This window comes from Curtobacterium sp. MCLR17_040 (assembly GCF_003234735.1).
In the GTDB taxonomy this organism is placed as follows: domain Bacteria; phylum Actinomycetota; class Actinomycetes; order Actinomycetales; family Microbacteriaceae; genus Curtobacterium; species Curtobacterium flaccumfaciens.
This window is the reverse complement of sequence record NZ_QKTE01000018.1, coordinates 40,571-64,240: the sequence shown is the minus strand read 5'-3', so window position 1 is coordinate 64,240 and position 23,670 is coordinate 40,571. Positions and strand designations below refer to the sequence as shown.

General features: G+C 71.9%; 23 protein-coding genes and 2 tRNA genes. 18 read left to right on the top strand and 7 right to left on the bottom strand.

Annotated features, from left to right (window positions below; genetic code table 11):
* Nucleotides 1-16: 16 nt before the first annotated feature.
* The 4 genes from DEJ01_RS14395 to DEJ01_RS18240 all read right to left on the bottom strand — a co-directional run bounded on the left by DEJ01_RS14395 (nt 17) and on the right by DEJ01_RS18240 (nt 4,000).
* Nucleotides 17-1,228, bottom strand: a complete 1,212-nt coding sequence (locus tag DEJ01_RS14395) for a glycosyltransferase family 4 protein (RefSeq protein ID WP_181438461.1) — start codon at nt 1,226-1,228, stop codon at nt 17-19.
* Nucleotides 1,225-2,730 (bottom strand): lipopolysaccharide biosynthesis protein, encoded by a 1,506-nt coding sequence (locus tag DEJ01_RS14390; protein WP_111093397.1) that lies wholly within the window; start codon nt 2,728-2,730, stop codon nt 1,225-1,227. The genes DEJ01_RS14395 and DEJ01_RS14390 overlap by 4 nt, the downstream gene beginning before the upstream one ends.
* The gene (locus DEJ01_RS14385; RefSeq protein WP_111093396.1) at nt 2,727-3,713 is read right to left on the bottom strand and encodes a beta-1,6-N-acetylglucosaminyltransferase; all 987 of its coding nucleotides are present in this window, start codon (nt 3,711-3,713) and stop codon (nt 2,727-2,729) included. Before DEJ01_RS14385 ends, DEJ01_RS14390 begins: the two co-directional genes overlap by 4 nt.
* 113 nt (nt 3,714-3,826) lie before the next feature.
* The gene (locus DEJ01_RS18240) at nt 3,827-4,000 is read right to left on the bottom strand and encodes a hypothetical protein (RefSeq protein ID WP_163343513.1); all 174 of its coding nucleotides are present in this window, start codon (nt 3,998-4,000) and stop codon (nt 3,827-3,829) included.
* Between the two features lie 158 nt (nt 4,001-4,158).
* Here DEJ01_RS18240 and DEJ01_RS14380 point away from each other — a divergent pair, with 158 nt between their 5' ends.
* Nucleotides 4,159-5,472: a glycosyltransferase family 2 protein gene (locus DEJ01_RS14380; RefSeq protein WP_111093395.1), complete on the top strand. Its 1,314-nt coding sequence runs from the start codon at nt 4,159-4,161 to the stop codon at nt 5,470-5,472.
* 102 nt (nt 5,473-5,574) lie between these two features.
* Here the strand turns inward: DEJ01_RS14380 and DEJ01_RS14375 are convergent, their stop codons facing one another.
* Nucleotides 5,575-6,903: a glycosyltransferase gene (locus DEJ01_RS14375; protein WP_111093394.1), complete on the bottom strand. Its 1,329-nt coding sequence runs from the start codon at nt 6,901-6,903 to the stop codon at nt 5,575-5,577.
* Nucleotides 6,904-7,197: 294 nt separating this feature from the next.
* Between DEJ01_RS14375 and DEJ01_RS14370 the strand changes: the two genes are divergently transcribed.
* The 6 genes from DEJ01_RS14370 (at nt 7,198) to DEJ01_RS14345 (ending at nt 12,706) form a co-directional block, all read left to right on the top strand.
* A complete protein-coding gene (locus DEJ01_RS14370) occupies nt 7,198-8,481 on the top strand; it encodes an ABC transporter substrate-binding protein (protein WP_111023949.1) in 1,284 nt (427 codons plus the stop codon).
* A 104-nt stretch (nt 8,482-8,585) separates the two neighbouring features.
* Nucleotides 8,586-9,611: a carbohydrate ABC transporter permease gene (locus tag DEJ01_RS14365; RefSeq protein WP_111093393.1), complete on the top strand. Its 1,026-nt coding sequence runs from the start codon at nt 8,586-8,588 to the stop codon at nt 9,609-9,611.
* A gap of 71 nt (nt 9,612-9,682) precedes the next feature.
* Nucleotides 9,683-10,519, top strand: coding sequence for a carbohydrate ABC transporter permease (locus tag DEJ01_RS14360; RefSeq protein WP_258375729.1), 837 nt, complete (start codon nt 9,683-9,685; stop codon nt 10,517-10,519).
* A gap of 5 nt (nt 10,520-10,524) precedes the next feature.
* Entirely contained in the window at nt 10,525-11,022 is a 498-nt protein-coding gene (locus tag DEJ01_RS14355) for a hypothetical protein (protein ID WP_111033418.1), read from the top strand.
* Nucleotides 11,023-11,043: 21 nt separating this feature from the next.
* Nucleotides 11,044-12,060 (top strand): LacI family DNA-binding transcriptional regulator, encoded by a 1,017-nt coding sequence (locus DEJ01_RS14350; protein ID WP_111093391.1) that lies wholly within the window; start codon nt 11,044-11,046, stop codon nt 12,058-12,060.
* Between the two features lie 10 nt (nt 12,061-12,070).
* Nucleotides 12,071-12,706, top strand: coding sequence for an MBL fold metallo-hydrolase (locus DEJ01_RS14345; protein ID WP_111093390.1), 636 nt, complete (start codon nt 12,071-12,073; stop codon nt 12,704-12,706).
* 110 nt (nt 12,707-12,816) lie between these two features.
* On the opposite strand, the gene DEJ01_RS14340 is transcribed toward DEJ01_RS14345, so the two are convergent.
* Nucleotides 12,817-13,725, bottom strand: a complete 909-nt coding sequence (locus DEJ01_RS14340; RefSeq protein ID WP_111093389.1) for a DUF72 domain-containing protein — start codon at nt 13,723-13,725, stop codon at nt 12,817-12,819.
* Nucleotides 13,726-13,828: 103 nt separating this feature from the next.
* Here DEJ01_RS14340 and DEJ01_RS14335 point away from each other — a divergent pair.
* From DEJ01_RS14335 to DEJ01_RS14315, 5 genes are all read left to right on the top strand, one after another.
* Nucleotides 13,829-13,904, top strand: a tRNA-Glu gene (locus tag DEJ01_RS14335).
* A 33-nt stretch (nt 13,905-13,937) separates the two neighbouring features.
* Nucleotides 13,938-14,013 (top strand) — tRNA-Glu (locus DEJ01_RS14330).
* 106 nt (nt 14,014-14,119) lie between these two features.
* Nucleotides 14,120-14,566, top strand: coding sequence for a CrcB family protein (locus DEJ01_RS14325; protein ID WP_111093388.1), 447 nt, complete (start codon nt 14,120-14,122; stop codon nt 14,564-14,566).
* The gene (gene crcB / locus DEJ01_RS14320) at nt 14,563-14,952 is read left to right on the top strand and encodes a fluoride efflux transporter CrcB (protein WP_111093387.1); all 390 of its coding nucleotides are present in this window, start codon (nt 14,563-14,565) and stop codon (nt 14,950-14,952) included. Before DEJ01_RS14325 ends, crcB begins: the two co-directional genes overlap by 4 nt.
* Nucleotides 14,949-15,554 carry a histidine phosphatase family protein gene (locus DEJ01_RS14315; protein WP_111093386.1) on the top strand — a complete coding sequence of 202 codons (606 nt, stop codon included), beginning with the start codon at nt 14,949-14,951 and terminating at the stop codon, nt 15,552-15,554. Before crcB ends, DEJ01_RS14315 begins: the two co-directional genes overlap by 4 nt.
* 360 nt (nt 15,555-15,914) lie before the next feature.
* Here the strand turns inward: DEJ01_RS14315 and DEJ01_RS14310 are convergent, their stop codons facing one another.
* On the bottom strand, nt 15,915-16,982 hold the full coding sequence (locus tag DEJ01_RS14310; RefSeq protein ID WP_146247631.1) for an FUSC family protein: 1,068 nt from the start codon (nt 16,980-16,982) through the stop codon (nt 15,915-15,917).
* A 202-nt stretch (nt 16,983-17,184) separates the two neighbouring features.
* On the opposite strand from DEJ01_RS14310, the gene leuC reads away from it, so the two are divergent.
* The 6 genes from leuC (at nt 17,185) to DEJ01_RS14280 (ending at nt 23,670) form a co-directional block, all read left to right on the top strand.
* Nucleotides 17,185-18,642, top strand: coding sequence for a 3-isopropylmalate dehydratase large subunit (gene leuC, locus DEJ01_RS14305; protein ID WP_111093384.1), 1,458 nt, complete (start codon nt 17,185-17,187; stop codon nt 18,640-18,642).
* Nucleotides 18,642-19,238 (top strand): 3-isopropylmalate dehydratase small subunit, encoded by a 597-nt coding sequence (leuD, locus tag DEJ01_RS14300; RefSeq protein ID WP_111038544.1) that lies wholly within the window; start codon nt 18,642-18,644, stop codon nt 19,236-19,238. Before leuC ends, leuD begins: the two co-directional genes overlap by 1 nt.
* Complete coding sequence (gene murA, locus DEJ01_RS14295) at nt 19,238-20,605, top strand: UDP-N-acetylglucosamine 1-carboxyvinyltransferase (protein WP_111023958.1); 1,368 nt, start codon at nt 19,238-19,240, stop codon at nt 20,603-20,605. Before leuD ends, murA begins: the two co-directional genes overlap by 1 nt.
* A 5-nt stretch (nt 20,606-20,610) precedes the next feature.
* On the top strand, nt 20,611-21,435 hold the full coding sequence (locus tag DEJ01_RS14290) for a 1-acyl-sn-glycerol-3-phosphate acyltransferase (protein WP_084741194.1): 825 nt from the start codon (nt 20,611-20,613) through the stop codon (nt 21,433-21,435).
* Nucleotides 21,436-21,514: 79 nt separating this feature from the next.
* Nucleotides 21,515-22,528: an NAD(P)H-dependent glycerol-3-phosphate dehydrogenase gene (locus DEJ01_RS14285; RefSeq protein WP_031259730.1), complete on the top strand. Its 1,014-nt coding sequence runs from the start codon at nt 21,515-21,517 to the stop codon at nt 22,526-22,528.
* 59 nt (nt 22,529-22,587) lie between these two features.
* On the top strand, nt 22,588-23,670 hold the full coding sequence (locus tag DEJ01_RS14280) for a D-alanine--D-alanine ligase family protein (protein WP_111093383.1): 1,083 nt from the start codon (nt 22,588-22,590) through the stop codon (nt 23,668-23,670).

The window sequence follows — 23,670 nt, the reverse complement described above, 5'->3', positions numbered from 1 at the left end:
GCCGGGCCCGGCCCGGTCAGCGCCGGGCGTGTGCCAGCAGCGCCTGCAGCAGCGCCCGCACGTGCGGCTCGCGCCCGTAGCGGTCACGCACCCACGCGCGGCACCGTGCGGCGAGGGACGGGTCGCGCTCGGCGTCGTCGAGGGTGTCGAGCAGCTTCTCCGCCAGTGCGTCGGGGTCGGCCGGGTCGACGGTGTACCGCGCCCAGTCACCCGACAGGATCTCCCCGGTGCCGCCCGATGCGGCCGCGACGACCGGACGGCCGGCGGACATCGCCTCGACCACGACCCGGCCGAAGCCCTCGGGCTCGATGGACGGCGCCACCACGACGTCGGCGGCGTGCAGGAGCGGGACGACGTCGTCCCGCTCGGGGAGCACGAGCACGGAACCGGCGGGGAGCGCGTCGATCGCGGCGTGCACGGCGTCGGCCTCTTCCGGGTAGAGGGCACCGGCCAGCACGAGGAGCGGCGCGGGCGCCGCGTGACCGGCCACGGGGGGAGTGGTGACCGGCACGCGTGCCGCGGCGGTCGTGCGGACGCGACCCCACGCCTCCAGGAGGGCGAGCACGCCCTTCGACCGGGTGAGCCGACCGTAGTAGAGCACCGTCGGGGTGTCCTCGGCGATGCCGAGTGCCGCGCGGGCGTCGTGCACCGACGCCGGGGTGGCGGCCGGGAACGCGTCGGTGTCGACGCCGTTCGGCACGATCGTGATGCGGTCCGTCGGCACGCCGGACGCGGCCCAGGCGCGCGCCATCGCGTGCGAGACGGCGAAGTAGCGGGTGCGGCCGCCGGCGATCGGTCCGAGCCGCCGGTAGTTCGGCGCGTGGTGCAGGTGCACCGCGAGCGGGACGCCGGAGACGAGCGACGCGACGCGGCCGAACGGCAGGTACTCGGGGCGGTTCAGCCAGAGGACGTCGAGGTGTGATCGTCGGATCCGCAGTCCCTCGCGGGCGAAGCGCCAGGCGTCGCGGAGCGCGGTGGTGATGCCGAACCGGTAGTCGGTGGCCTCCACCAGGCGCACGCCCATCGCCTCGTAGGGCGGCGGGCCCTCGGCGGCGCGCGGGGACTGGCCGTTCCGGTGCCAGACCTCGACCTGGTGGCCGGCGGCGACGAGCTCGCGGGTGTCCTCGAGCACGCAGCGTTCGAGTCCGCCGGTGATGGCGAGTCCGGTCACCAGCACGCCGACGCGGAGTCGGCGGGTGCCGTCGGTTGCAGTCTGTCGCGGTCTCACGAGCCACCACCCCTTGCGGTCTTCAGTCGGCGGAGGAACCAGGGGAGGCAGGCGACCACCCCGGCGATGCGGACCCAGTTCCAGAGCACGTCCTGCGGCAGGAGCAGGGACGTGGCGGCAACGACGAGCGCGGCGAGGGTCGTCAGGACGATCCGGGCTCCCGGTCCGCGCCACTCGCGGCGATCGGGCAGGGCCAGCAACTGCATGGCGGCCAGGATCGCGTAGGCGACGACGGTGGCGAGGCCCGCGCCGGCGATGCCGAGCACGGGCACGAGCACGAGGTTCGCGCCGATGTTCACGGCGCCGGCGATCGCGGCGATCACCCCGACGGCGACACCGCGGCGTTCGACCAGGAGCAGGCGTCCGGTCGCGCCGCTGGCGACGACGGGGAACGCGGTGATCGCGACGACGAAGACGACGACCGAGAGCTCCTGCACGCGGTACGACGCCGGGGCGAGGATCGGCAGCGCGACCGGTGACACCAGGGTCACGGCGAGCAGGACCGGTCCGAGCATCTTGTACAGCTCGTCGCGGGAGTGCATGGCGAGCTGCCGGCGGGCGACCGGGTCGCGGAGGGCGGCGAAGTGCGGCGCCCAGGCCTGGTTCGTGAAGGTCAGGAGCAGGATGACGGCCGAGCCGACGACGTAGGCGATCTGGTAGCGGGCCACCTCGTCCGGGCCGAGCAGCCGCTGGACGACGATCCGGTCGCCGGCGTTCAGCACGAAGTACGACAGGTTGCCGAGGGCGATCGGCACGCCGAGGCGGAACGCCCGGGCGGTGGTCCTGCGGTCGAACAGGCCGGCGAGACGCGGGCGGGTCGCCGCGATGCCGATGACCATCGCCACGCCCTGGGCGACGACGCCGCCCCACGCGTAGGTGGTCGCGTCGGCCTGCACCCAGGTGAGGAGCCCGAGGCCGATGACCGAGCCGCCGATCGAGGACAGCAGGCTCGTGACCGCGAAGACCCGGATGCGGTCCTGGGCGACGAGCAGCGCCAGCGAGATCTGCACGATGGCGGCCGGGCCGGTCCAGAGCACCGCGACGAGGAGCAGCGGGTGGTTGCCGACGAAGCCGGCGGCGTCGGCCCAGACCGGGATCGTGGTGAGCGCCGCGACGGTGACGACGATCGCGGTGACCATGCCGACGGCGAGCAGGCCACGCGCCCGGCGGTCGTCGCCGTCCTCGGCGCGCTGCAGCACCGACGCCTGGTCGATGCCGAGGACGGCCAGGACGACGAGCGCCTGGTACAGGGCGATGGCCGAGGCGAGGACGCCGAACTCGGCCGGCGGCATCAGGTGCGCGAGCACCGGGGAGATGAGCGACGAGACGACGAGCTGCATCGACCAGACGACGACGTACAGCAGGCCGCGGCCGAACAGGACGGAGGCGCCCTTCCGCACCGCGACCGACCCCGTGTCGAGCGACTCGGGCACGGCGGCGACGGGGACGGGTGCCTCGCGCGCTGCGCGGGCCTCACGGCGGGTCTGCGGGGGGAAGCTCACGGCGCGACCACCGCTGCCGCGTCCTGCCGCGCGGACGCGGACGCGGACGCGGACGCCGACGCCGACGCGGACGCCGACCCCGTCGCCGTCGCCGCGCCCGCGCCCTGGCGCAGCCCGAAGGCCGCGTCCACGACGTCGAGCAGGTCACCGCTCCGGTCGGTCGAGAACTTCCGCGCGAACAGGTGCTGCACCTCGACGTCCGCGTCCGTCCGACGCTCGAGCAGCTGCCCCGCGTCGGCGACGGTCAACCACGGCGGGCTCTTCCGCGCGGTGCCGTCCCACCCGATCCACCAGAGCGGCTGGGAGACGTGCTCGTCGGCGAACCCCGGCGTCAGCGACGTCGAGTTGAGCACCGACGGCACGAAGGTCTCGTCGGCGACCCAGGTGCGCTGCCAGAACCGGACCAGGTCGGGGCGCTGGTCGACGGTGTCCACGACGGCGGCGGCGTGCCGGCGGGCGAGGACCTTGAGCTGCGAGCCCCCGGCGAAGGAGACGTTCGCCGGCACGCGGCGGGGGACCGGCAGCCGGAGCATGTGCTTCCGCCACGCCCAGTGCCGGAACCGGATGCGGGAGATGCCGCCGTCGCGGCCCCACGGCGCGAACGGCAGCGGGTTGACCGAGATGAACGACTCCTCCCGGTGGGCCTCGAGCAGGGTCGTGATCTCGGTGGGGTTCGCGAGCGGGTAGTCACTGCCGGTCAGCACGGCCACGTGCGAGGCGTCGGTCTCGGCCAGGGCGGCCCGGTAGCCGGACACCTCGGCGGCGACGTTCTCCCAGCGGGCCCAGCCGGTCCGGATGCGGGGGAGCAGCCGGACGCGGTCCGGCAGCCCGTCGGTCATGGCGCGGAACACCGTCTCGGGGGTGCGCGCGTCGCAGTGCAGGAACACCGGGAACGGGTCGAGCGCCTCGACGAGTCGGCGCACGTGTGCCGGGTCCTCGTGGGCGAGGACGATGCACGCGGGAACCGCGGGGGAGATGGCCATGGACGCGACGCTAACCGCGGCGTTCCGGGGCCGACAAGGCGACCCGTGCCCGTCTGCGGGGAAGCGGCGGTTTCCCGCACCACCCCCGATCGGTCAGTGCTCGGAGGGCCGGATCAGCGCTTCTTGCGGAACTTCTGGCAGTCGCAGAGGGCGCAGTCCGTGCCCGGACGGTAGTGCTCGTGGGCGTCCTGCACGTGGCCGCAGACGCAGGTCACGGCGTCGACCACGAAGACGCTCTGTTCCGAGGGGAGCACGGCGCCGAGCTCGTCGGTGGGGCCCATCGACATGCGTCCTCCTCGTGCCCGGCGTGCTGCCGCCGAGTCGTCCTCACGATCCTACCGTCCGGGGAGTGTGCACTGGCGGCAAACCGCAAGTCGGACGACCGTCGCCGCAACCGCGGGCGGCCGCCGTTGACCCCGCAGCAGGCCCACCGGAGCATCGGACCATGACCGACCAGCAGGCCACCACCACCCGCGTGCTCACGCTCACGCCCGCGATGCCGTCCCCGGACGTGCCCGCCTGGGCCGGCGCGGCCTGGGTCGGTGCCGTCGACCGACAGGAGGCGCTCGCCGCGTCCGCCGTCGAACTCGCCGGCGCCACCGGCTTCCGCCGCGCCCGCCTGCTCGTCCGTGACGGACGCGAGATCGCCGGGTTCGTCGACGTCAGCGTCGACGCGGACGGCGGCGTGGACCCGGCCGAGCTGGGACCGGCCCTGCGCGCGCTGCGCACCACGGGCCTCCCGGACGCCCCCGCGGGGACGCCGGTCGGGCGCATCTCCGTCGTCATCGGCACCCGCGACCGGCCGGACGACCTGCGCCGCTGCGTGCGCTCGGTGCTCGCGTCCGAGCACGACGACTTCGAGGTCCTGGTCGTCGACAACGCGCCCACCACCACCGCCACCCGCGACGTGGTGACGTCGCTCGCGGACCCGCGGCTGCGGTACGTCCTGGAGGCCCGACCGGGCGTCTCGCGCGCACGGAACGCCGGACTCGCCCTCGCGTCCGGGGCCGTGGTCGCCTTCGTCGACGACGACGTGGTCGTCGACCGGCACTGGCTCGCAGCGCTCGCCGACGCGTACGCCCGCGACGCGGACGTCGTCTGCGTGACCGGCCTCGTGCCCAGCGGCGAACTCCGGACCCCCACGCAGCGGTACTTCGACGAGCGCGTCACCTGGGCGCGCAACACCGACCGCCGGGTGTTCCGCACGTCGGCGCCGCCGGCCGACCTGCCGCTGTTCCCGTTCTCCGTCGGCGCGTTCGGCACCGGGGCCAACATGTCGCTCCGCCGCTCGGCCGCGCTCGCCCTGGGCGGGTTCGACGTCGCACTCGGCCCGGGCACCCTGGCCCGCGCCGGCGAGGACCCCGACCTGTTCACCCGGGTGCTGTTCTCCGGCGGCGCGCTCGCCGTGGAGCCCACGGCCGTCGTCTGGCACAAGCACCGGCCGGACCGTGCGGCGCTGCGCTCGCAGGCGCTCGGCTACGGCACCGGCCTCGGCGCGTGGGTCGCGAAGCTCATGCTGCGACCGCGCACCGCACTGGCCGTGCTGCGTCGGGCGGTCGGGGCGCTGCGGCAGCTCGGCGCGCTCGGACAGGGCACCGGTGCCGACGCCGACCAGGTGTCCGCGGCGGTGGACGCCGTGGGTGGGTGGCCGGTCGACGACGCGTTCCGCGAGGCGACGGCCGGCCTCAAGCGCGTCGAGCTCGTGGCGGCGCTCGGTGGCCCGTGGCGGTACGTCGTCGGGCGGTCGCGACGCGGGTGACCGCGCTCCGCGTGCACGGCACGCACCGGACGGACGGGAGGCCCGTGGCGACGCTGCCACGGGCCTCCCGTCCGTCCGGTGCGGACGTCTCCTGCACGCCGCCTACGGGCGGAAGCGGCCCTCCTCGACCTCGCGCCAGAACCGACGGCTGCGGAAGTACGCCGCCGGACCCGCCGGGAAGCCGCGGAACTCGTGGTACGCCAGCGAGCGCGGGATCCGGGTCGTGGAGGCCTCGGTGATGCTCTCGGCCGCGGCGTCACGCCGGCCGGCCAGCCGTGACACCAGCTGCTTCAGCTTGATCTTGCCGGCGCGGGGCATCAGCCGCGCGAGCACGAGCGCGTGCCGGCGGTCCTTCGCGATGAGCTCGCACATCAGCGCCGTGAACCCGACGCCGTTCGAGTGGAGCTGCCCGTGCAGCCCGGCGAGGTCCTGCCGGTGCCGGTGGTGGACGACCGCACGGGGTTCGAAGCCGATCCGGCCACCGCTCCACAGGATGTCGATGAAGATCGCCAGGTCCTCGCCGCCGCGGGCCGGCACACCGGCACCGAGCACGGGGTCGAACCCGCCGACGGCGTCGAACGCCGACCGTCGGACCGCCCAGTTCGCGCCGGCGCCGTAGCCGCCGATGCCGTAGACGGCGAAGTGCTTCTGCACCGAGCCGTCGGGGCGGACGGCCCGGGCCTGCGCGTGCCGCATGACCCCGGGGACGTCGTCCGGCACGATCGTCACGGGCTGGAAGGTGCGCTCGCCGCTGAAGCCGCCGTAGTACGCCTCGTACCAGATCTGCGCGGGGGTCTCGAGCTCGACGGGCAGGATCATCCCGGTGACCGCGGCGACCTCGGGCTCGCGGACGAAGCGCGTGCCGATGGACCGGAGCCACTGTGCGTCCACCCGGACGTCGTCGTCGGTGAACGCGATGATCTCGCCGTGCGCCGCTGCGACCCCGGCGTTGCGGCCGGCGGAGCAGCCCGGACGGCGTTCGGTGACCAGCCGGACGTCGCGGCCCTCGAGCAGCCCGGGCAGGGCGTCGACCTCGGGCAGCTTCACGCGGTTGTCGACGAGGATGACCTCGTACCGCGGGTAGTCGAGGTGCTCGAGGAAGTCGAGCAGCTTCCGGATGTCCTCGACCCGGGTGACGATGGTCGACACGACGATAGAGATGAGCGGGAGCTCGAGGTCGGGGATCGGGGTCTCCGTCGCACCGGCGGTCCGTGCGAGGCCGTCCACCAGGGGCGCGATCGCGCGGGCGGCGTCGGCCGGGTCCGCGGTGAGCAGCACGTCGAGGGTGGTGACGGGGAAGCCGCCGCGGTAGCCGACGACGAGCGCGGAGGAACCCGACTCGTCGGCGACCAGGCGCGGCAGCGGAGCGTCGAGGTCGACGCTGACGACCCGACGGGGGCCGGGCACGGTGACGGAGGAGTGCAGGGTCATGCTCGGGACGCTACGACCGCCCGCGGCGTCCGGACAACGGACCGGACCAGCAGTGGCGGGGTTCGTGCGGGGTTCCGCAGTGCGGTGCGTCTGCCCCAGACGAGGGTGAGCGCTCACCCAGGAAGCCACGGGAACCTCATGGGTCACGCTCAGGTCACGGAACCGATGCAACCGGTTGCGCTCCCGCCGGACCGGGCGTAGCTTCCTCCACCAGCAGGCAGCGGCGCCTGCTCCAGGGCAGTGTCGTCGAACCCGATCGATGCCCCCTGGTGATCTCAATGAGGAGACAACGCTGTGAAGACAACACGCTCCAGGGTGCGGTTCGCATCCGTTGCCGGGGTCGCCGTCATCGGCCTCGTGCTCACCGGCTGCTCGAGCGGGAGCTCCGGCGCCGGATCGGACGACGCCAAGAGCGGCCAGGACAGCCGCGGCCCCATCACCTACGTGCAGGGCAAGGACAACTCGAACGTCGTCCGCCCGCTCATCGCGAAGTGGAACAAGGCCCACCCGGACGAGAAGGTCACCTTCAAGGAACAGTCCGACCAGGCCGACCAGCAGCACGACGACCTCGTGCAGCACTTCCAGGCGAAGGACGAGAACTACGACGTCGTCGACGTGGACGTCGTCTGGACCGCCGAGTTCGCCGCGAAGAGCTGGCTGACGCCGCTGACCGGCGACATGGAGATCGACACCTCGAAGCTCCTGCCGTCGACGGTGAAGACCGCGACCTACAACGACACCCTCTACGCCGCTCCGCAGACGTCGGACGGCGCGCTGCTCTACTACCGCAAGGACCTCGTCAAGACGCCCCCGACGACGTGGGACGAGATGATGGACGACTGCAAGATCGCGAAGGACGCCGGCATCGGTTGCTACGCGGGGCAGTTCGCGAAGTACGAGGGCCTGACGGTGAACGCCTCCGAGGCGATCAACGGCTCCGGCGGTTCGGTGCTCGGCAGTGACGGTGCGCCCGACGTCGACACCGACAAGGCGAAGGCCGGCCTGCAGAACCTGGTGGACGCGTTCGAGGACGGGAACATCCCGGCCGAGGCGATCACCTACCAGGAGGAGCAGGGCCGCACCGCGTTCGAAGCCGGCAAGCTGCTGTTCCTGCGCAACTGGCCGTACGTCTACAGCCTCGCCAAGACCGACGGCTCGTCGAAGGTCAAGGACACCTTCGGCATCGCGCCGATCCCCGGTGCCGACGGCGTCGGTGCCTCCACGCTCGGCGGCCACAACGCCGCGATCAGCGTGTACTCGAAGCACAAGGCCACGGCGCACGACTTCCTCGAGTTCCTGACCTCGGACGAGACGCAGAAGTTCTTCGCGACCCAGGGTTCGCTCGCCCCAGTCGTCGGTGACCTGTACACCGACCCCGAGCTGACGAAGCAGCTGCCCTACCTGCCGACGCTGCTCAAGTCGATCGAGTCGGCGGAGCCGCGCCCGGTCACGCCGTTCTACCCGGCCGTCACGAAGGCGATCCAGGACAACACCTACGCGGCGCTCAAGGGATCGAAGTCGGTCGACGAAGCCATGAAGGACATGCAGGACGCCCTCAAGTCGGCGACCAGCAGCTAGCGGCGCACGCCGCTTGATGGACGGGAGGCCCGTGGCGGGTCCGCCACGGGCCTGCCGTCCGCCCCCTACTTGCGTTCCGACACCCCCGGCAAGGAGGCCGACACGTGTCAGCAGCAACCGAGATCCCCGCAGCCATCCCCAACCCGACGGGCACGGAACCGAAGCGCCGGCGGCGCAAGGGCGGACTCAACGCCGAGCACGGCCGCTGGGCCGTGTACCTCATCGGCCCGACGATCCTGCTCCTCGCGATCGTCATCGGCTACCCGGTCGTCAGCGCGATCATCCAGTCGTTCCAGCTCGACCAGGGCCTCGACAAGGCCACCGGCCTGTTCGTGCAGGGCGGGTTCGCCGGCATCACGAACTACGCGCACTGGCTCGGCCAGCAGTGCGGCAACGTCACGTGCCCGCCCGGCAGCCTCGGCTCGCAGTTCTGGGTATCGATGGGCAACACGTTCTTCTTCACCGTCGTCACCGTGCTCGCCGAGACGGTGATCGGCGTGTGGATGGCGATCATCATGAACCGCAACTTCAAGGGCCGCGCGCTCGTCCGTGCCGCGATCCTGGTGCCGTGGGCGATCCCGACGGCCGTCACCGCGAAGCTCTGGTACTTCATCTTCGACGCGAACGGCGTGCTGAACCACGTCCTCGGGCAGCAGATCCTGTGGACGAGCGGCGAGTGGGCGTCCCGGTGGGCGGTCATCATCGCCGACACCTGGAAGACGACGCCGTTCATGGCGCTCCTCATCCTGGCGGGGCTCCAGCTGATCCCGGAGGAGGTCTACGAGGCCGGCAAGATGGACGGCGCGTCGACGTTCCAGCGCTTCGTGCTCATCACCCTGCCCCTGATCAAGCCCGCGCTGATGGTCGCGATCCTGTTCCGCGTGCTCGACGCGCTGCGCATGTACGACCTGCCCGCGATCCTCACCGGCGGTGGCGGTGGTTCCGGCAACGCCACCACGACCCTGTCGATCCTGGTCGTCGAACAGATCCGGCAGGGCTTCAACTCCGCGTCGGCCCTGTCGACCATCACCTTCCTGGTGATCTTCATCGTGGCGTTCGTCTTCGTCCGGTTCCTCGGCGCCAACGTCGTGCAGACGCAGGCCGCCCAGCAGAAGGGTGAACTCAAGTGACCCTCGCAGCAGACCGCCCCCGGTCCACCGCAGCAGCACGCGACCGCGCCGTCGACCGTGCCGACGTCCGCGTGCGCCGCGACACCGGGCCACGCATCCGCACGGCCGTGCAGGCGATCGTCATCGCCGTGTGGTGCCTCCTGCCGTTCTACTGGATGGTGGTGACGAGCTTCCGCGACGTCGGGTTCACGTTCGACGCCACCCCGTGGCCGACGCACGTCACGCTCGACAACTACGCGACGGCGTTCTCCACGTCGCTCGGCAACCACCTCGGTCGGGCGCTCGCCAACAGCCTGCTCATCGGTGGGGTCGTGACGATCATCGCCCTGCTCGTCGGCACCACGGCGGCGTACGCCCTCGCCCGGCTCGAGTTCCGCGGCAAGTCGCTCATCGCCGGCGCGATCCTGGCCGCGTCGATGTTCCCCGGCGTCGCCCTCATCTCGCCGCTGTTCCAGCTGTTCACCGACATCGGGTGGATGGGGTCGTACCAGGCGCTCATCCTGCCGAGCATCTCGTTCGTGCTGCCGCTGACCGTGTACACGCTCGCGTCGTTCTTCCGCGAGATGCCGTGGGACCTCGAAGAGGCAGCTCGCATCGACGGGTGCACCCGAGTGCAGGCGTTCCGGCGGATCATCCTGCCGCTCGCGGCGCCCGCGGTGTTCACCACGGCGATCCTGGCGTTCATCTCGAGCTGGAACGAGTACCTCATCTCGTCGCAGCTGTCGAGCGACGCGACACAGCCGGTGACCGTGGCGATCGCCTCGTTCGCCGGGTCGCAGCCGCACCAGGAGCCCTACACGGCGGTGATGGCCGCCGGCACGATCGTCACGATCCCGTTGGTCATCCTCGTGCTGATCTTCCAGCGGCGCATCGTGGCGGGGCTCACCGCCGGCGGCGTGAAGGGCTGACGACCATGGCCCAGCGCGGACCCACCCGTCCCACCGCCCACATCGAGGAGTCGATCGGCTTCGTCGGGATGTTCGGCGTCCTGTTCCTCGGCGTCACGGTGTTCTGCGAGCTCACCGGGCGACCGGCGCTCGGCTGGGCGCTCACCCTGCTCGTGTGCGTGCTCGGCGTCGTCGCCCTGGACCGGTGGCGGGTCGCCGTCCTCCGCCGGACCGCACCGCAGGACGGCACGGGTGCGTCCGTGCCCCGGGGCGTCGGTGCTGCTCCCGCGGTCGCCCCGGTGCACACGTCGGTCACCGACCCCACCGGTCGCCGACCCCGACCCGGCGCGGACGGACGGGTGCACCAGCACGCGGGCTGGGACGAGGTCGCACCGGCTGCACGACGGCCGGCGCGCCCCGCACGGGTGCCGCAACGCCGGGCGGACCGCGGCGTGCCCGCGGTGGCGGCCCGACGGGGTGGACCCGACGCACCGGCGGACGTGACGCACGGCACGGACGGCTGACGGGCCTCCCGGGTCGCACCGATGGGGATCCAGGAGATCGCGACCGTCACGGGGCTGTCGAAGTCCACGGTGTCGCGGGCGCTCCGCGGCATGTCGAACGTGGCCGACACCACGATCGAGCAGGTGCAGCGGGTCGCCGACGAACTCGGGTACGTCCCGAGCTCGGCGGCGGCCGGCCTCGCCACCGGGCGTCAGCGCGCCGTCGGGGTGGTCGTGCCCGTCATCGACCGCTGGTTCTACGTGAAGGCGCTCGGCGGTGTCGACGCGGAGCTCCGCCAGGCCGGGTACGACCTGGTCCTCTACAACCTCGGCGGCCCGGGCGGCGACCGTGACCGGGCGTTCCGGCGCTCGATGCTGCGCCACCGCGTCGACGGCCTCGTCCTGCTCTCCCTGGTGCTCGACGCCACCGAACGGGCCGAGCTCGAACTCAGCCGGCACCCCATGGTCGTCATCGGCGGCCCGGCACCGGGCCTGCGGAACGTGGGCGTCGACGACCGCGAGGTCACCCGGATCGCGGTCGAACACCTGCACGGCCTCGGCCACCGGCGCATCGCCTACGTCGGCGGGCAGGACGAGGCCGGCATGAACGTCGCCGTGCCGCACCTGCGACGGGACGGGTTCCTCGACGCCGTGCGGTCGTCGGGACAGGCCGTGCCGGAACGGTGGTCCCTCGACGGCCGGTTCTCGTTCGCCGGCGGGACCGCCGCCGGGGCCGTGCTGTTCGCCGAGCCCGCGTCGGAGCGACCGACGGCGGTGCTCTGCGCCTCGGACGAGATGGCCCTCGGCGTCCTGCTCGCCGCACGCCGAGCCGGACTCGCGGTCCCGGAGGACGTGTCCGTGATGGGGATCGACGGCCACGAGTACGGCTCGACCGTCGGACTCACCACCGTCGCGCAGGACCCGGTGGCCCAGGGACGCACCGCTGCACGGGCGGTGCTCGCCGAGGTCGACGGCGGTGTCGCCGGCCCGATCGCGGCGGCACCAGCGCACCTGGTCGTCCGCGCGACCACGGGCCCCCGCCCGCAGGGTCCCGCGTAGGGTCGCCCGCATGGAGGTCACCAAACTCGAACACGCCTGCCAGGTCATCACCGAGGGGGACGCCCGCCTGGTCCTCGACCCGGGGAAATTCACCCGACCGGTCGACGCGACCGGGGTCGTCGCCGTCGTCGTCACGCACGAGCACCCGGACCACGTCACCCCCGAGCAGGTCCGGCGCATCCTCGACGCCAACCCCCGTGCGGTCGTCATCGGACCGGAGGGCGCGCGCGCGGCGCTCGCCGAGGCGGGTGTCACGGTGGACGTCGTCACGGACGGTGACCACCGGACGGTCGGCCCCTTCACGCTCACCTTCCACGGCACGCGGCACCAGCTGATCCACGCCTCGGTCCCGATCGTCGACAACACCGGCGTGCTCGTGAACGGCCGGCTGTTCCACCCGGGCGACTCCTACACCGACCCGGGCGTCCCGGTCGAGGTCCTCGCGGCACCCGTCGGGGCGCCGTGGCTCAAGGTCGCCGAGATGATGGACTACGTCGCCGCGATCGCGCCGTCCCGGGCGTACCCGATCCACGAGGCCACCCTGTCGGAGGTCGGCCTCGGCATGCACACGGGGCGGCTCCGCGAGGCCGTCGAGCCCGCCGGGACGCTCGTCGTGCTGCATCCGGGGGAGTCGCTGACGCTCTAGGGCTGCGCTGCGCGGCCTGGAGGCCCGTGGCGGCGCCGCCACGCGCCTCCTGTCCGTCACCGAGTGAGCAGAACGCGACGGGTCGCGTCCACGCACCCGGCTTCTGCTGCTCACCGGTCGGGCGCCCGCCGACGCAGTCGCGCCGCGACCAGGCGGTCGAGCGCCAGGGCGTCCCACGGAGCGTGCCGCTCGGCGTCGTTGTCGAAGTACACGTAGACGTCCCGACCGGCCTCGGCGTGCTCGAGGACCGTCGTCGCCCACCCGCCGAGTGCCTGGGGCGAGTACCCGTCGTGGTAGGTCCGGGGCGCGCCGTGCAACCGGAGGTACGCGAGTGGTGCCCCGGTGTCCGCCCGGAAGCGGGGGAAGTCGCCGGCGTGGGAGTCGACCAGGGCGACGCGGTGCCGGCGGAGCACGTCGAGGTGCTCGTCGTCGAAGCCGGCTGCCCGGACCTCGAGCGCGTGGTGGATCGACCACGCCGGTTCCTCGGGCACCACGAGACCGTCCGGTTCGCCGGGGACCTTGTCGTCGTCGTGGTGGCGTGCGAGCTCGGCGGCCGCGCCGTGCGTCCGGGGGAGCAGCCCGAGGAACGCGTCGAGCACCTCCGGCGTCGGCAGCAGGCGCTCGGGCAGCTGCCAGAGCACCGGCCCCAGGGTGTCGCCGAGCTCGAGCGGACCCGAGGCGAAGAAGTTCGCCAGCGCCGTCTCGACGTTCCGGAGCCGCAGCATGTGCGTGACGTACCGGCCGCCCTTGACCGCGAACCGGAACGGCTGCCCGCCCGAGGCCGTACGCCACGCCCGGTAGCGCGCCGGACGCTGCAGCGAGTAGAAGGATCCGTTCAGCTCCACCGTCGGGAACCGCGACGCCACGTGCTCGAGCCACCGCCGCTTCGCGAGGCCGTCGGGGTAGAAGTCCCCGCGCCAGCCGTCGTACTGCCACCCGGACAGGCCGATCCGGACCGTGGCCGACGGGCAGCCGCTCACGTGTCTGGCCCGGGCGATCGCGTCGTGGTCGGCCGTCATCGATCCACCGTATGCCTGCTCCGACATGGCGGCACACCCGGGCGACACGCCCCGTTTTGGTGCGGATGCGAGCCTTGTGCAATACTTGTCGAGTTGTCGGAACGGCCCCATCGTATAGCGGCCTAGTACGCTGCCCTCTCACGGCGGTAACGCGGGTTCGAATCCCGCTGGGGTCACCACAGGTGACATGCTCCGAGTCCGACAACAGCCGCGGCCCCATCGTATAGCGGCCTAGTACGCTGCCCTCTCACGGCGGTAACGCGGGTTCGAATCCCGCTGGGGTCACCAGCACGCAAGCCCCCGTCCAGCTCCGGCTCGGCGGGGGTTTCGTCGTCTCGGCTAGCCTGGATCGTCCCCGTCACCCGGGGAACGATCGCCTCGCGACGGGAGCACGATGCACGCCGAACGCCCACCGCACCTGCGCTGGAGGCTCGTCGCCCTGGTCGCCCTCGGCGGCGCGATCGGGACGGCCGTCCGCGCACTCCTCGCCACGGCGTTCCCCGCGCACGACGGGATCAGCTGGACCATCCTCGGGATCAACGTCGTCGGGGCGTTCTGCCTCGGGTTCCTGCTCGACGCGCTCGCACGCCGCGGCCCCGACATCGGTCGTCCTCGCGCGGTCCGGCTGTTCGTCGGCACCGGCGTCCTCGGCGGTTTCACGACCTACAGCACGCTGGCGGACGACACCGCGCAGTTGCTCGACCTCGGGCGCTGGACGGCGGGCACCGGGTACGCGCTGCTGTCGGTCGTGCTCGGACTCGCCGCGGTCGTCCTCGGTCTGTGGGTGGCCGCGGCCACCCGGCCTCGCACCCGCCCCGAACCCCGAGAGGACGCCCGATGAGCCCGGTCGAACTGATCCTGGTCGCCGTCGGCGGGGGAGCCGGCGCCGCGCTGCGCTTCGTGCTCGACGGGCTCGTCAAGGGCCGCGTCGCCGGTACCCGGTTCGCCGGGTTCCCGGTCGGGACCCTGCTCATCAACGTGTCCGGATCGCTCGTCCTCGGGGTCCTGACGGGCCTCGGGCAGGCCGGCACCATGCCCGCCTCGACGGTCGCTGTGCTCGGGACGGGCATGATGGGTGGGTACACGACGTTCTCGACGGCGAGCGTCGAGACCGTACAGCTCCTCCGATCCGGCAAGACCCGGCTCGCCGTCCTGAACGGCCTCGGGATGCTCGTCGTCTCGGTCGGCGCAGCTGCGCTCGGCCTCTGGATCGGAAGGAACTCATGACCTCGGAACGCCCCGGCGAACTCGTCCTCGTCCGTCACGGAGAGACGGAGTGGTCGAAGAGCGGGCAGCACACCGGCCGCACCGACATCCCGCTCACCGACAACGGTGTCGAGCAGGCGAAGCGCGCGGGCCGGTACCTCGGGGACCGGTCGTTCGCGCTGGCGCTGTCGAGCCCGCTGCAGCGCGCCCGCGACACCGCGCACCTGATCGGCGTCGAGCCGGAGCTCGACGAGGACCTGTACGAGTGGGACTACGGCGCGTACGAGGGCCTCACCACCCCGCAGATCAAGGTGCTGCGCCACGGGCCGTGGGACCTCTGGACCGACGGCGTCCCCGCCGGCGAGACCCCCGGTGAGAACGCCGCCGAGGTCCGGGTCCGCGTCGAGCGCATCCTGAACCGTGCCCGACCGGTGCTCGCCGAGGGCCACGACGCGGTGTTCATCGCCCACGGCCACGTGCTGCGGGCACTCGGTGCCGCGTGGATCCGGCTCGCGCCGCAGGACGGCGCCGTGCTGAAGCTCGGCACCGCCTCGGTCAGCATCCTCGGCTACGAGCACGGCCGCCCCGTCATCGACGCCTGGAACATCCAGCCGCGCGACTGACGCGGCGGTGGCGCGGACGGGCTCGAGAAAGCGACAGACCCGCGCGGTTGTCCCGCAGCGATCTGTCGCTTTCGTCGGACGTGGTGGTCGCGACCACGGCCGGACGGGAGGCCCGTGGCGGCGCCGCCACGGGCCTCCCGTCCGCCGTCCGCGCACGTTCCTTCCCCTGTCACGCGCGATGGAAAGTGGAATCGGGCGTACCTGGTCGAACGGAACGACCAGGTACGCCCGGTTCGACCAGGTACGCCCGGTTCGACGAGGTATGCCCGGTTCGACGAGGTACGCCCGGTTCGACCAGGCATGCCCGGGTCGACCAGGTACGCCCGATTCGACCAGGTACGCCCGGAACGACCGGGCGCGTCAGACGGTGCGGATCGCGCTCGTCGCGCCGAGGGCACGGCCACGTCGGCGCTCGATCGCGCGCCCGACGAGCAGCAGCCCCACGCTGACCACGGCACCGAGCACGGTCTGCGCGATGCGGTCGAGCGCCAGCAGCTGCGGCGCCTCGGGCAGGCTCAGCCACGACACCGCCAGGGCGAGCGGGGTGAGGAACAGCAGGCACACGGCGTAGTTCCGGGCGACGAAGATCTCGGCGAAGAACTGCCCGACGACGGCCAGCACGACGATCCACCACGCCGACGGTTCGAGCAGCAGGATGCCGACCGCGATGACGGTGCCGCCGATCGTGCCGACCACCCGCTGCCCGGCGCGGACCACGGTGTGCCGCTGCCGGATCGCCGGCAGGGTCGAGACCACCGCGATGACCGCCCAGTAGGGGTGCCCGAGTCCGGGGATCGACTCCGCGACCGCACCGGCGACGAGCGACCCGACGACGTTGAGCGCGACGGTCTCCCACAGCGCCGGCGTGCGCAGGACCGCGAGCGAGCGGTGCTTGCGGTCGGCGAGCGGGCGGAACCGGTGCGGGGCGTGCGGGTGGAGCACCCGGCGGAGCACCGCTCCGGACATCGCGACGAGCCAGGCCCAGACCACCGAGCAGACGATGATCGTCGTGACGAGTGGGACGTCCGCCGGGCGCATCGGCACGAGTGCGGACACGACGAACGCGAACACCGGGAAGATCGGCTGCGCGGGGATCGCCCGGAGCGTGGAGAGGGTGCAGACCGCGACCACCAGGACGACGACGAGACCCACGGCCTGCAGCCAGAGCGGCGACCCGACGAGCCCGACCCCGATGCCGGCGCACATGCAGAGCGCCTGCAGCGCACCCGCGACGCCGGTGGTGACGGCACGCTGCCGGTAGGGCTCGGTCGCGCCGAAGATGGCGGTGAACCCGGCGAACATGGCGAAGGCGGCGTACCCCGGCATGCCGAGGGCGATGAGCAGCGCGAGCGGTGCGCCACCGGCGATCGCGGCGCGTGCCGCGCCCTCGAGGTTGATGGTCCGGGTCGAGTGCGCAGGTGTCGTCATGTCGTCACCATCTTCCCACCGCGACAGGTGTCGGGGAGTCGCCACGGGCCCCCAGGCTGTGTCGCCACCGGGTGACGGGCGTGCGACGGCGGGGCGACGGACCCGTGGCGGGCGGGGTGCCGCGCGTTGGTATACCAATGGTAGAGTCGCCTGATCGCGCCGCGGTCGCGGCGCAACGACGAGGACGAGGAGGGCTGAGCTCATGGGAAAGACGCTCGCCGAGAAGGTGTGGGACGACCACGTCGTGGTCAAGGGCGAGGACGGCAACCCCGACCTCCTCTACATCGACCTCCACCTCGTGCACGAGGTGACGAGTCCGCAGGCGTTCGACGGCCTGCGGCAGGCCGGGCGACCGGTGCGTCGCCTCGACCTGACGATCGCGACCGAGGACCACAACACCCCGACGCTGGCCATCGACCGCCCCATCGCGGACCCGACGAGCCGGATCCAGATCGAGACCCTCCGTCGCAACTGCGAGGAGTTCGGCGTCCGGCTGCACTCCCTGGGCGACAAGGAGCAGGGCATCGTCCACGTGGTCGGTCCGCAGCTCGGCCTGACCATGCCCGGCATCACCGTGGTCTGCGGCGACTCGCACACCAGCACCCACGGGGCCTTCGGCGCGATGGCGTTCGGCATCGGCACGTCCGAGGTCGAGCACGTCCTCGCCACGCAGACCCTGCCGCTCAAGCCGTTCAAGACGATGGCGATCACGGTCGAGGGCACGCTGCGTCCGGGGGTGACGGCGAAGGACATCATCCTGGCCGTCATCGCGAAGATCGGCACCGGCGGCGGCCAGGGCTACGTGCTCGAGTACCGCGGCTCCGCCATCCGTGCGCTCTCGATGGAGGGCCGCATGACGATCTGCAACATGTCGATCGAGGCCGGTGCCCGCGCCGGCATGGTCGCCCCCGACCAGACCACCTACGACTACGTGCAGGGCCGCGACCACGCGCCCACCGGTCAGGACTGGGACGACGCCGTCGCGTACTGGGAGACCCTCGCCACCGACGACGACGCCGTGTTCGACGCCGAGGTGTTCATCGACGCGGACGAGCTCGAGCCCTTCGTCACCTGGGGCACGAACCCCGGCCAGGGCGTCTCGCTGTCCGAGAGCGTGCCGGACCCGGCCGCCTACAGCGACCCGAACGACCAGGCCGCCGCACGCCGCGCCCTGGAGTACATGGACATCACCGCCGGCACCCCGATGAAGGACATCGCCGTCGACGCGGTGTTCATGGGGTCCTGCACGAACTCGCGCATCGAGGACCTGCGGGCCTTCGCGTCGATCATCAAGGGCCGGCAGAAGGCGCCGGGTGTTCGGGTCATGGTGGTTCCGGGCTCCGCGCGCGTCCGGCTCGAGGCTGAGGCTGAGGGGCTCGACGTCGTCATGAAGGAGTTCGGCGCCGAGTGGCGGTTCGCCGGCTGCTCGATGTGCCTCGGCATGAACCCGGACCAGCTGGCTCCGGGGGAGCGCTGCGCGAGCACCTCGAACCGCAACTTCGAGGGCCGCCAGGGCAAGGGCGGCCGCACACACCTGGTGTCGCCGCTCGTCGCCGCGGCCACCGCGGTGCGCGGCACGCTGTCCAGCCCGTGGGACCTGGAGACCGACGACGAGATCGCGGCGGCGACGTCCGCCACCACCACCGAGGGGACCTTCTGATGGACAAGATCACCACCGTCACCGGCATCGCCGCGCCGCTCAAGCGGTCCAACGTCGACACCGACCAGATCATCCCCGCGGTCTACCTGAAGCGCGTGACGAAGACCGGCTTCGAGGACGCCCTGTTCTCCGGATGGCGTCAGGACCCCGACTTCGTCCTGAACCAGGAGCGCTACCAGGGCGCCCGCGTCCTGATCGCCGGCCCCGACTTCGGCACCGGGTCGTCCCGCGAGCACGCCGTCTGGGCGCTCCGTGACTTCGGCTTCTCGGTCGTGATCTCGCCCCGGTTCGCGGACATCTTCCGGGGCAACGCCGGCAAGCAGGGCCTGGTCACCGCGATCGTGACCGAACCGGAGGTCGAGCGGCTGTGGGCCGTCATCGAGGCGAACCCAGGCATCGAAGCGACGGTCGACCTCGAGACGCAGCGCGTGTCGCTGGGGGATGTGGACGTCCCCTTCGAGATCGACGCTTACACTCGTTGGCGGTTGATGGAAGGGCTCGACGACATCGGGCTCACCCTCCGTGACGAGACCTCGATCACGGAGTTCGAATCCCGCCGCTCCAGTTGGCGGCCGAAGACATTGCCGGTGAAGTAGTGAACTCTCTCGTACAGGACGCAGCGGCCGCAGGGGCGCGCGTGGGCCTCAAGTCGGACGAGATCGTCATCCGCGGGGGCAAGCCGCTCGTGGGACGCATCGAGGTCCGTGGGGCGAAGAACCTCGCGACCAAGGCCATGGTGGCGTCGCTGCTCGGTGACACCCCGTCGATCCTCCGTGACGTGCCGGACATCTCCGACGTCAAGGTGGTCCGCGGGCTGCTCGAGGTGCACGGCGTGCGCATCACCGATCCTGCACGAGGCGAACTCATCCTCGACCCGTCGCGGGTCGAGTCGGCGCACTTCGCCGAGATCGACGCGCACGCCGGGTCGAGCCGCATCCCGATCCTGTTCTGCGGCCCGCTGCTGCACAAGCTCGGCGAGGCGTTCATCCCCGACCTCGGCGGCTGCCGCATCGGCGACCGTCCGATCGACTTCCACCTCGACGCCCTCCGCGCCATGGGTGCGGTCGTCGACAAGCAGGTCAACGGCATCCACCTGACGGCCCCGGACGGACTGAAGGGCGCCTCGATCGAGCTGCCGTACCCGAGCGTCGGCGCCACCGAGCAGGTCCTGCTCTCGGCGACCCTCGCCAAGGGCGTCACGGAGCTGCGGAACGCCGCGATCGAGCCCGAGATCATGGACCTCATCGCGATCCTGCAGAAGATGGGCGCCATCGTCTCGGTCGAGCCGAACCGCGTCATCTTCATCGAGGGCGTCGAGTCGCTCCGCGGCTACACGCACCGCGCGATCAACGACCGCAACGAGGCCGCGAGCTGGGCCTCCGCCGCGCTCGCCACCAACGGCGACATCTTCGTCGAGGGCGCGAACCAGCAGGAGCTCATGACGTTCCTCAACGTCTTCCGCAAGGTCGGCGGCGGGTTCGACATCCAGGAGGACGGCATCCGGTTCTACCGCGAGCTGGACACCCTCAAGCCCGTCGTCATCGAGACCGACGTGCACCCCGGCTTCATGACGGACTGGCAGCAGCCGCTCATCGTCGCGCTGACCCAGGCCGACGGCCAGAGCATCGTGCACGAGACCGTCTACGAGAACCGCTTCGGCTTCACCGACGCACTGAACGAGATGGGTGCCGACATCGTCGTGCACAAGGAGGGGCTGCCCGGCCACGACCGCCGCGTCGCCCGCCGCCCGTTCGAGCAGGCCGCCGTCATCACCGGTCCGACGAAGCTGCACGCCGCGAACGTCCGCGTCCCCGACCTGCGCGGCGGGTTCAGCCACCTCATCGCGGCGCTGACCGCCGACGGCGAGTCGCACATCACCAACGTCGGCATCATCAGCCGCGGCTACGAGCACTTCATCCCGAAGCTGCGCAAGCTCGGCGCCGACTTCGACTTCGCTGGATAGGCACAGTGCCGGCAGAAGGAAAAGGCGACGGTCTGGAGGCCCGTGGCGGCTCCGACGCGCAGGTCGCGACCGGCCTCCCCGTGCGTGGGCGCCGGTGGCGCCGCGGTGAGCTGAACACCGCGTTCCGCATCGTCGCCTCGATCGTCATCCCGACGTTCCGGTTCTCGGCGCGCTACCACTGGCACGGCCCGAACCGCCTGCCGGCCGAGGGTGCGTTCGTGCTCGCACCGAACCACTTCACGAACATCGACCCCCTGGTCGTGGGCACCGCCGTGTACATCTCGAAGCGGGCGCCGCGGTTCCTCGCGAAGGCGTCGCTGTTCAAGGTCCCCGTGGTCGGCAAGCTCATGTCCGGCATGGGGCAGATCCCGGTCGAGCGCTCCGGCCGGACGCGCCTGAGCGACCCGCTCGGTGGCGGCCGGTCCCTGGTCGAGCAGGGCGGGGCGATCATCGTCTACCCCGAGGGCACGCTCACCCGCGACCCCGACCTGTGGCCGATGCGCGGCAAGACGGGCGCGGTGAGGATCGCGCTCGAGAACGACGTGCCGCTCATCCCGATGGCCCACTGGGGCACGCAGAACATCATGGCCAGGTACGGCAAGAAGCTCCGGCTGTTCCCGCCGTCCCGCGTCGACGTGATCATCGGTGACCCGGTCGACCTGTCGGCGTACCGCGGTCGGCAGATCGACCAGCAGATGCTCGGCGAGGCCACCGAACTCGTCATGCGCGAGATCACCGCGCTGCTCGAGGTGCTCCGTGGCGAACGGGCACCCGCGACCCGCTGGGACCCGGCGGCGAACAACCAGAAGGAGACCGGCCGGTTTGAGTGACCTCCGACCCCACGACGACCGACCCGACCCCGCCGCCGCGGCTCCGGGGGCCTTCGACACCGCCGCGATCCGGGTGGTCATGCAGTCGACCGACAAGCCCCGAGTGGCCGTGATCGGTGCCGGCAGCTGGGGCACCACGTTCGCGAAGGTGCTGGCCGAGGGTGGTGCCTCCACCGTGGTGTGGGCCCGACGCCCCGAGGTCGCCCGCGAGATCACCGAGACCAAGCGCAACTCGGACTACCTGCCCGGCATCAACCTGCCCCGCACCCTGACCGCCTCGACGTCGCTCGAGCGCGTGCTCGACGGCGCCTCGCAGGTGTACGTCTCGGTGCCCTCGCAGACCCTGCGCTCCAACCTCGCCGCGATCCGCGAGCTGCTGCCCGCGGACGTACCGGTCGTCAGCCTGATGAAGGGCGTCGAGAAGAGCACGGGCCTGCGGATGAGCGAGGTCCTGCTGCAGGGCCTCGGCATCGACCAGGACCGCATCGCCGTGGCCAGCGGCCCGAACCTGGCGCTCGAGATCGCCCGTCGGCAGCCGACCGCCGCCGTTGTGTCGTCGTCCTCGCTGGAGACCGCCACCGACGTCGCAGCCGTCGCGACGAACCCGTACTTCCGGTCGTTCATCAACACCGATGTCATCGGCACCGAGTTCGGCGGCGTGCTGAAGAACCTCATCGCCGTCGCGATCGGCATCGTCGACGGGGTCGGCTACGGCGAGAACACCAAGGCCTCGATCATCACGCGCGGCCTCGCCGAGATGACCGACTTCGCGGTGTCGCTCGGCGCGCAGTCGTCCACGCTGTCCGGGCTCGCGGGCCTCGGTGACCTCATCGCCACGTGCCAGTCGCCGCTGTCGCGGAACAACACCGCCGGGCGGTTGCTCGGCCAGGGCTACCGGTTCGACGAGGTCGTCCGCCAGATGAACCAGACGGCGGAGGGGCTGGCCTCGGTCGCCCCGATCCTCGAGCTGGCCGCGGCGAACGGCGTCGACATGCCCATCGTCAGCCAGGTCGGCGAGGTCCTCGCCGGTAGGCTCGATCCGCGCAACATCGCGCCGCACCTCACCGAGACCGACGAGCCGCAGGGCGAATGACCGGTCCCGCACCGAGTCACGAAGGGACTCCCGTGCCCACGATCCCCGAGGGAACCCCCATGCCCAGGACCACCGTCGCCGTGCTCTTCGGCGGTCGCTCGAGCGAGCACGAGATCAGCTGCGTGACCGCCGGCGGCATCATGGACGTCGTCGACCGGGCCGAGTACGACCTCGTGCCGATCGGGATCACCCAGGACGGTGCCTTCACGCTGCAGTCGGACGACCCGGCGCAGTGGACCATCCGCGACGGCGCGCTGCCGACCGTTCCCGACAACGGCACGCGGATCGCGTTCCCGACCTCGCCGGCCACCAACGAACTCGTCGTGTCCCACCCCGACGGCACCGTCACCGCGATCCCGGTCGACGTGGTGTTCCCGATCCTGCACGGTCCCTTCGGCGAGGACGGCACGATCCAGGGCCTGCTCGAGATCGCCGGGCTGCCGTACGTCGGCGACGGCGTGCTCGCGAGCGCACTGGCGATGGACAAGCACGTCGCGAAGGCCGTGCTCGAGCACGCTGGGCTCCGGGTCGCACCGTGGACCACGGTGCTCCGCCGGCAGTGGGCGGCCGACCCCGTGGACGTCGCCGAGACGATCGCCGCCCACGGCTGGCCGCTGTTCGTCAAGCCGGCCCGCGCCGGGTCGAGCATGGGCGTCTCGCGCGTCGACGAGCCCTCGCAGCTGGGTGCCGCCATGGACCTGGCGTTCGAGCACGACTCCAAGGTGATCGTCGAGCCCCGTGTGATCGGCCGCGAGGTCGAGGTCGCCGTGCTCGAGGGTTGTGACGGTGTGCCGCGCACGAGCCTGCCAGGCGAGATCGTGGTGGCCGAGGACGGCTTCTACGACTTCGCGTCGAAGTACCTGGGCGGCGACGAGTCGCTGCTCTGCCCGGCACCGCTGACCGACGACGAGACCGACGAGATCCGCTCCATCGGTGCCCGCGCGTTCGAGGCCATCGGTGGTTCGGGGCTCGCCCGTGTCGACTGCTTCCTGACCGACGACGGCTTCGTCGTGAACGAGGTCAACACGATGCCGGGCTTCACGCCGCTGTCGATGTACCCGCGCTGCTGGGCGGCGTCGGGCGTGTCCTACGGCGAGCTGATCACGGAGCTCATCGAGCTGGGTCGAGCCGCCGTCCGCTGA

Bases quoted from the DNA above. Each gene is read 5' to 3' on its own strand.
- DEJ01_RS14385 (WP_111093396.1), bottom strand. From the start codon at position 3,713: ATGGCCATCTCCCCCGCGGTTCCCGCGTGCATCGTCCTCGCCCACGAG.
- DEJ01_RS18240 (WP_163343513.1), bottom strand. From the start codon at position 4,000: ATGTCGATGGGCCCCACCGACGAGCTCGGCGCCGTGCTCCCCTCGGAA.
- crcB (WP_111093387.1), top strand. From the start codon at position 14,563: ATGAGCCCGGTCGAACTGATCCTGGTCGCCGTCGGCGGGGGAGCCGGC.
- DEJ01_RS14310 (WP_146247631.1), bottom strand. From the start codon at position 16,982: ATGACGACACCTGCGCACTCGACCCGGACCATCAACCTCGAGGGCGCG.
- DEJ01_RS14325 (WP_111093388.1), top strand. From the start codon at position 14,120: ATGCACGCCGAACGCCCACCGCACCTGCGCTGGAGGCTCGTCGCCCTG.
- DEJ01_RS14375 (WP_111093394.1), bottom strand. From the start codon at position 6,903: ATGACCCTGCACTCCTCCGTCACCGTGCCCGGCCCCCGTCGGGTCGTC.
- leuD (WP_111038544.1), top strand. From the start codon at position 18,642: ATGGACAAGATCACCACCGTCACCGGCATCGCCGCGCCGCTCAAGCGG.
- DEJ01_RS14355 (WP_111033418.1), top strand. From the start codon at position 10,525: ATGGCCCAGCGCGGACCCACCCGTCCCACCGCCCACATCGAGGAGTCG.
- DEJ01_RS14315 (WP_111093386.1), top strand. From the start codon at position 14,949: ATGACCTCGGAACGCCCCGGCGAACTCGTCCTCGTCCGTCACGGAGAG.
- DEJ01_RS14350 (WP_111093391.1), top strand. From the start codon at position 11,044: ATGGGGATCCAGGAGATCGCGACCGTCACGGGGCTGTCGAAGTCCACG.
- DEJ01_RS14345 (WP_111093390.1), top strand. From the start codon at position 12,071: ATGGAGGTCACCAAACTCGAACACGCCTGCCAGGTCATCACCGAGGGG.
- DEJ01_RS14280 (WP_111093383.1), top strand. From the start codon at position 22,588: ATGCCCAGGACCACCGTCGCCGTGCTCTTCGGCGGTCGCTCGAGCGAG.
- leuC (WP_111093384.1), top strand. From the start codon at position 17,185: ATGGGAAAGACGCTCGCCGAGAAGGTGTGGGACGACCACGTCGTGGTC.
- DEJ01_RS14340 (WP_111093389.1), bottom strand. From the start codon at position 13,725: ATGACGGCCGACCACGACGCGATCGCCCGGGCCAGACACGTGAGCGGC.
- DEJ01_RS14380 (WP_111093395.1), top strand. From the start codon at position 4,159: ATGACCGACCAGCAGGCCACCACCACCCGCGTGCTCACGCTCACGCCC.
- DEJ01_RS14285 (WP_031259730.1), top strand. From the start codon at position 21,515: ATGCAGTCGACCGACAAGCCCCGAGTGGCCGTGATCGGTGCCGGCAGC.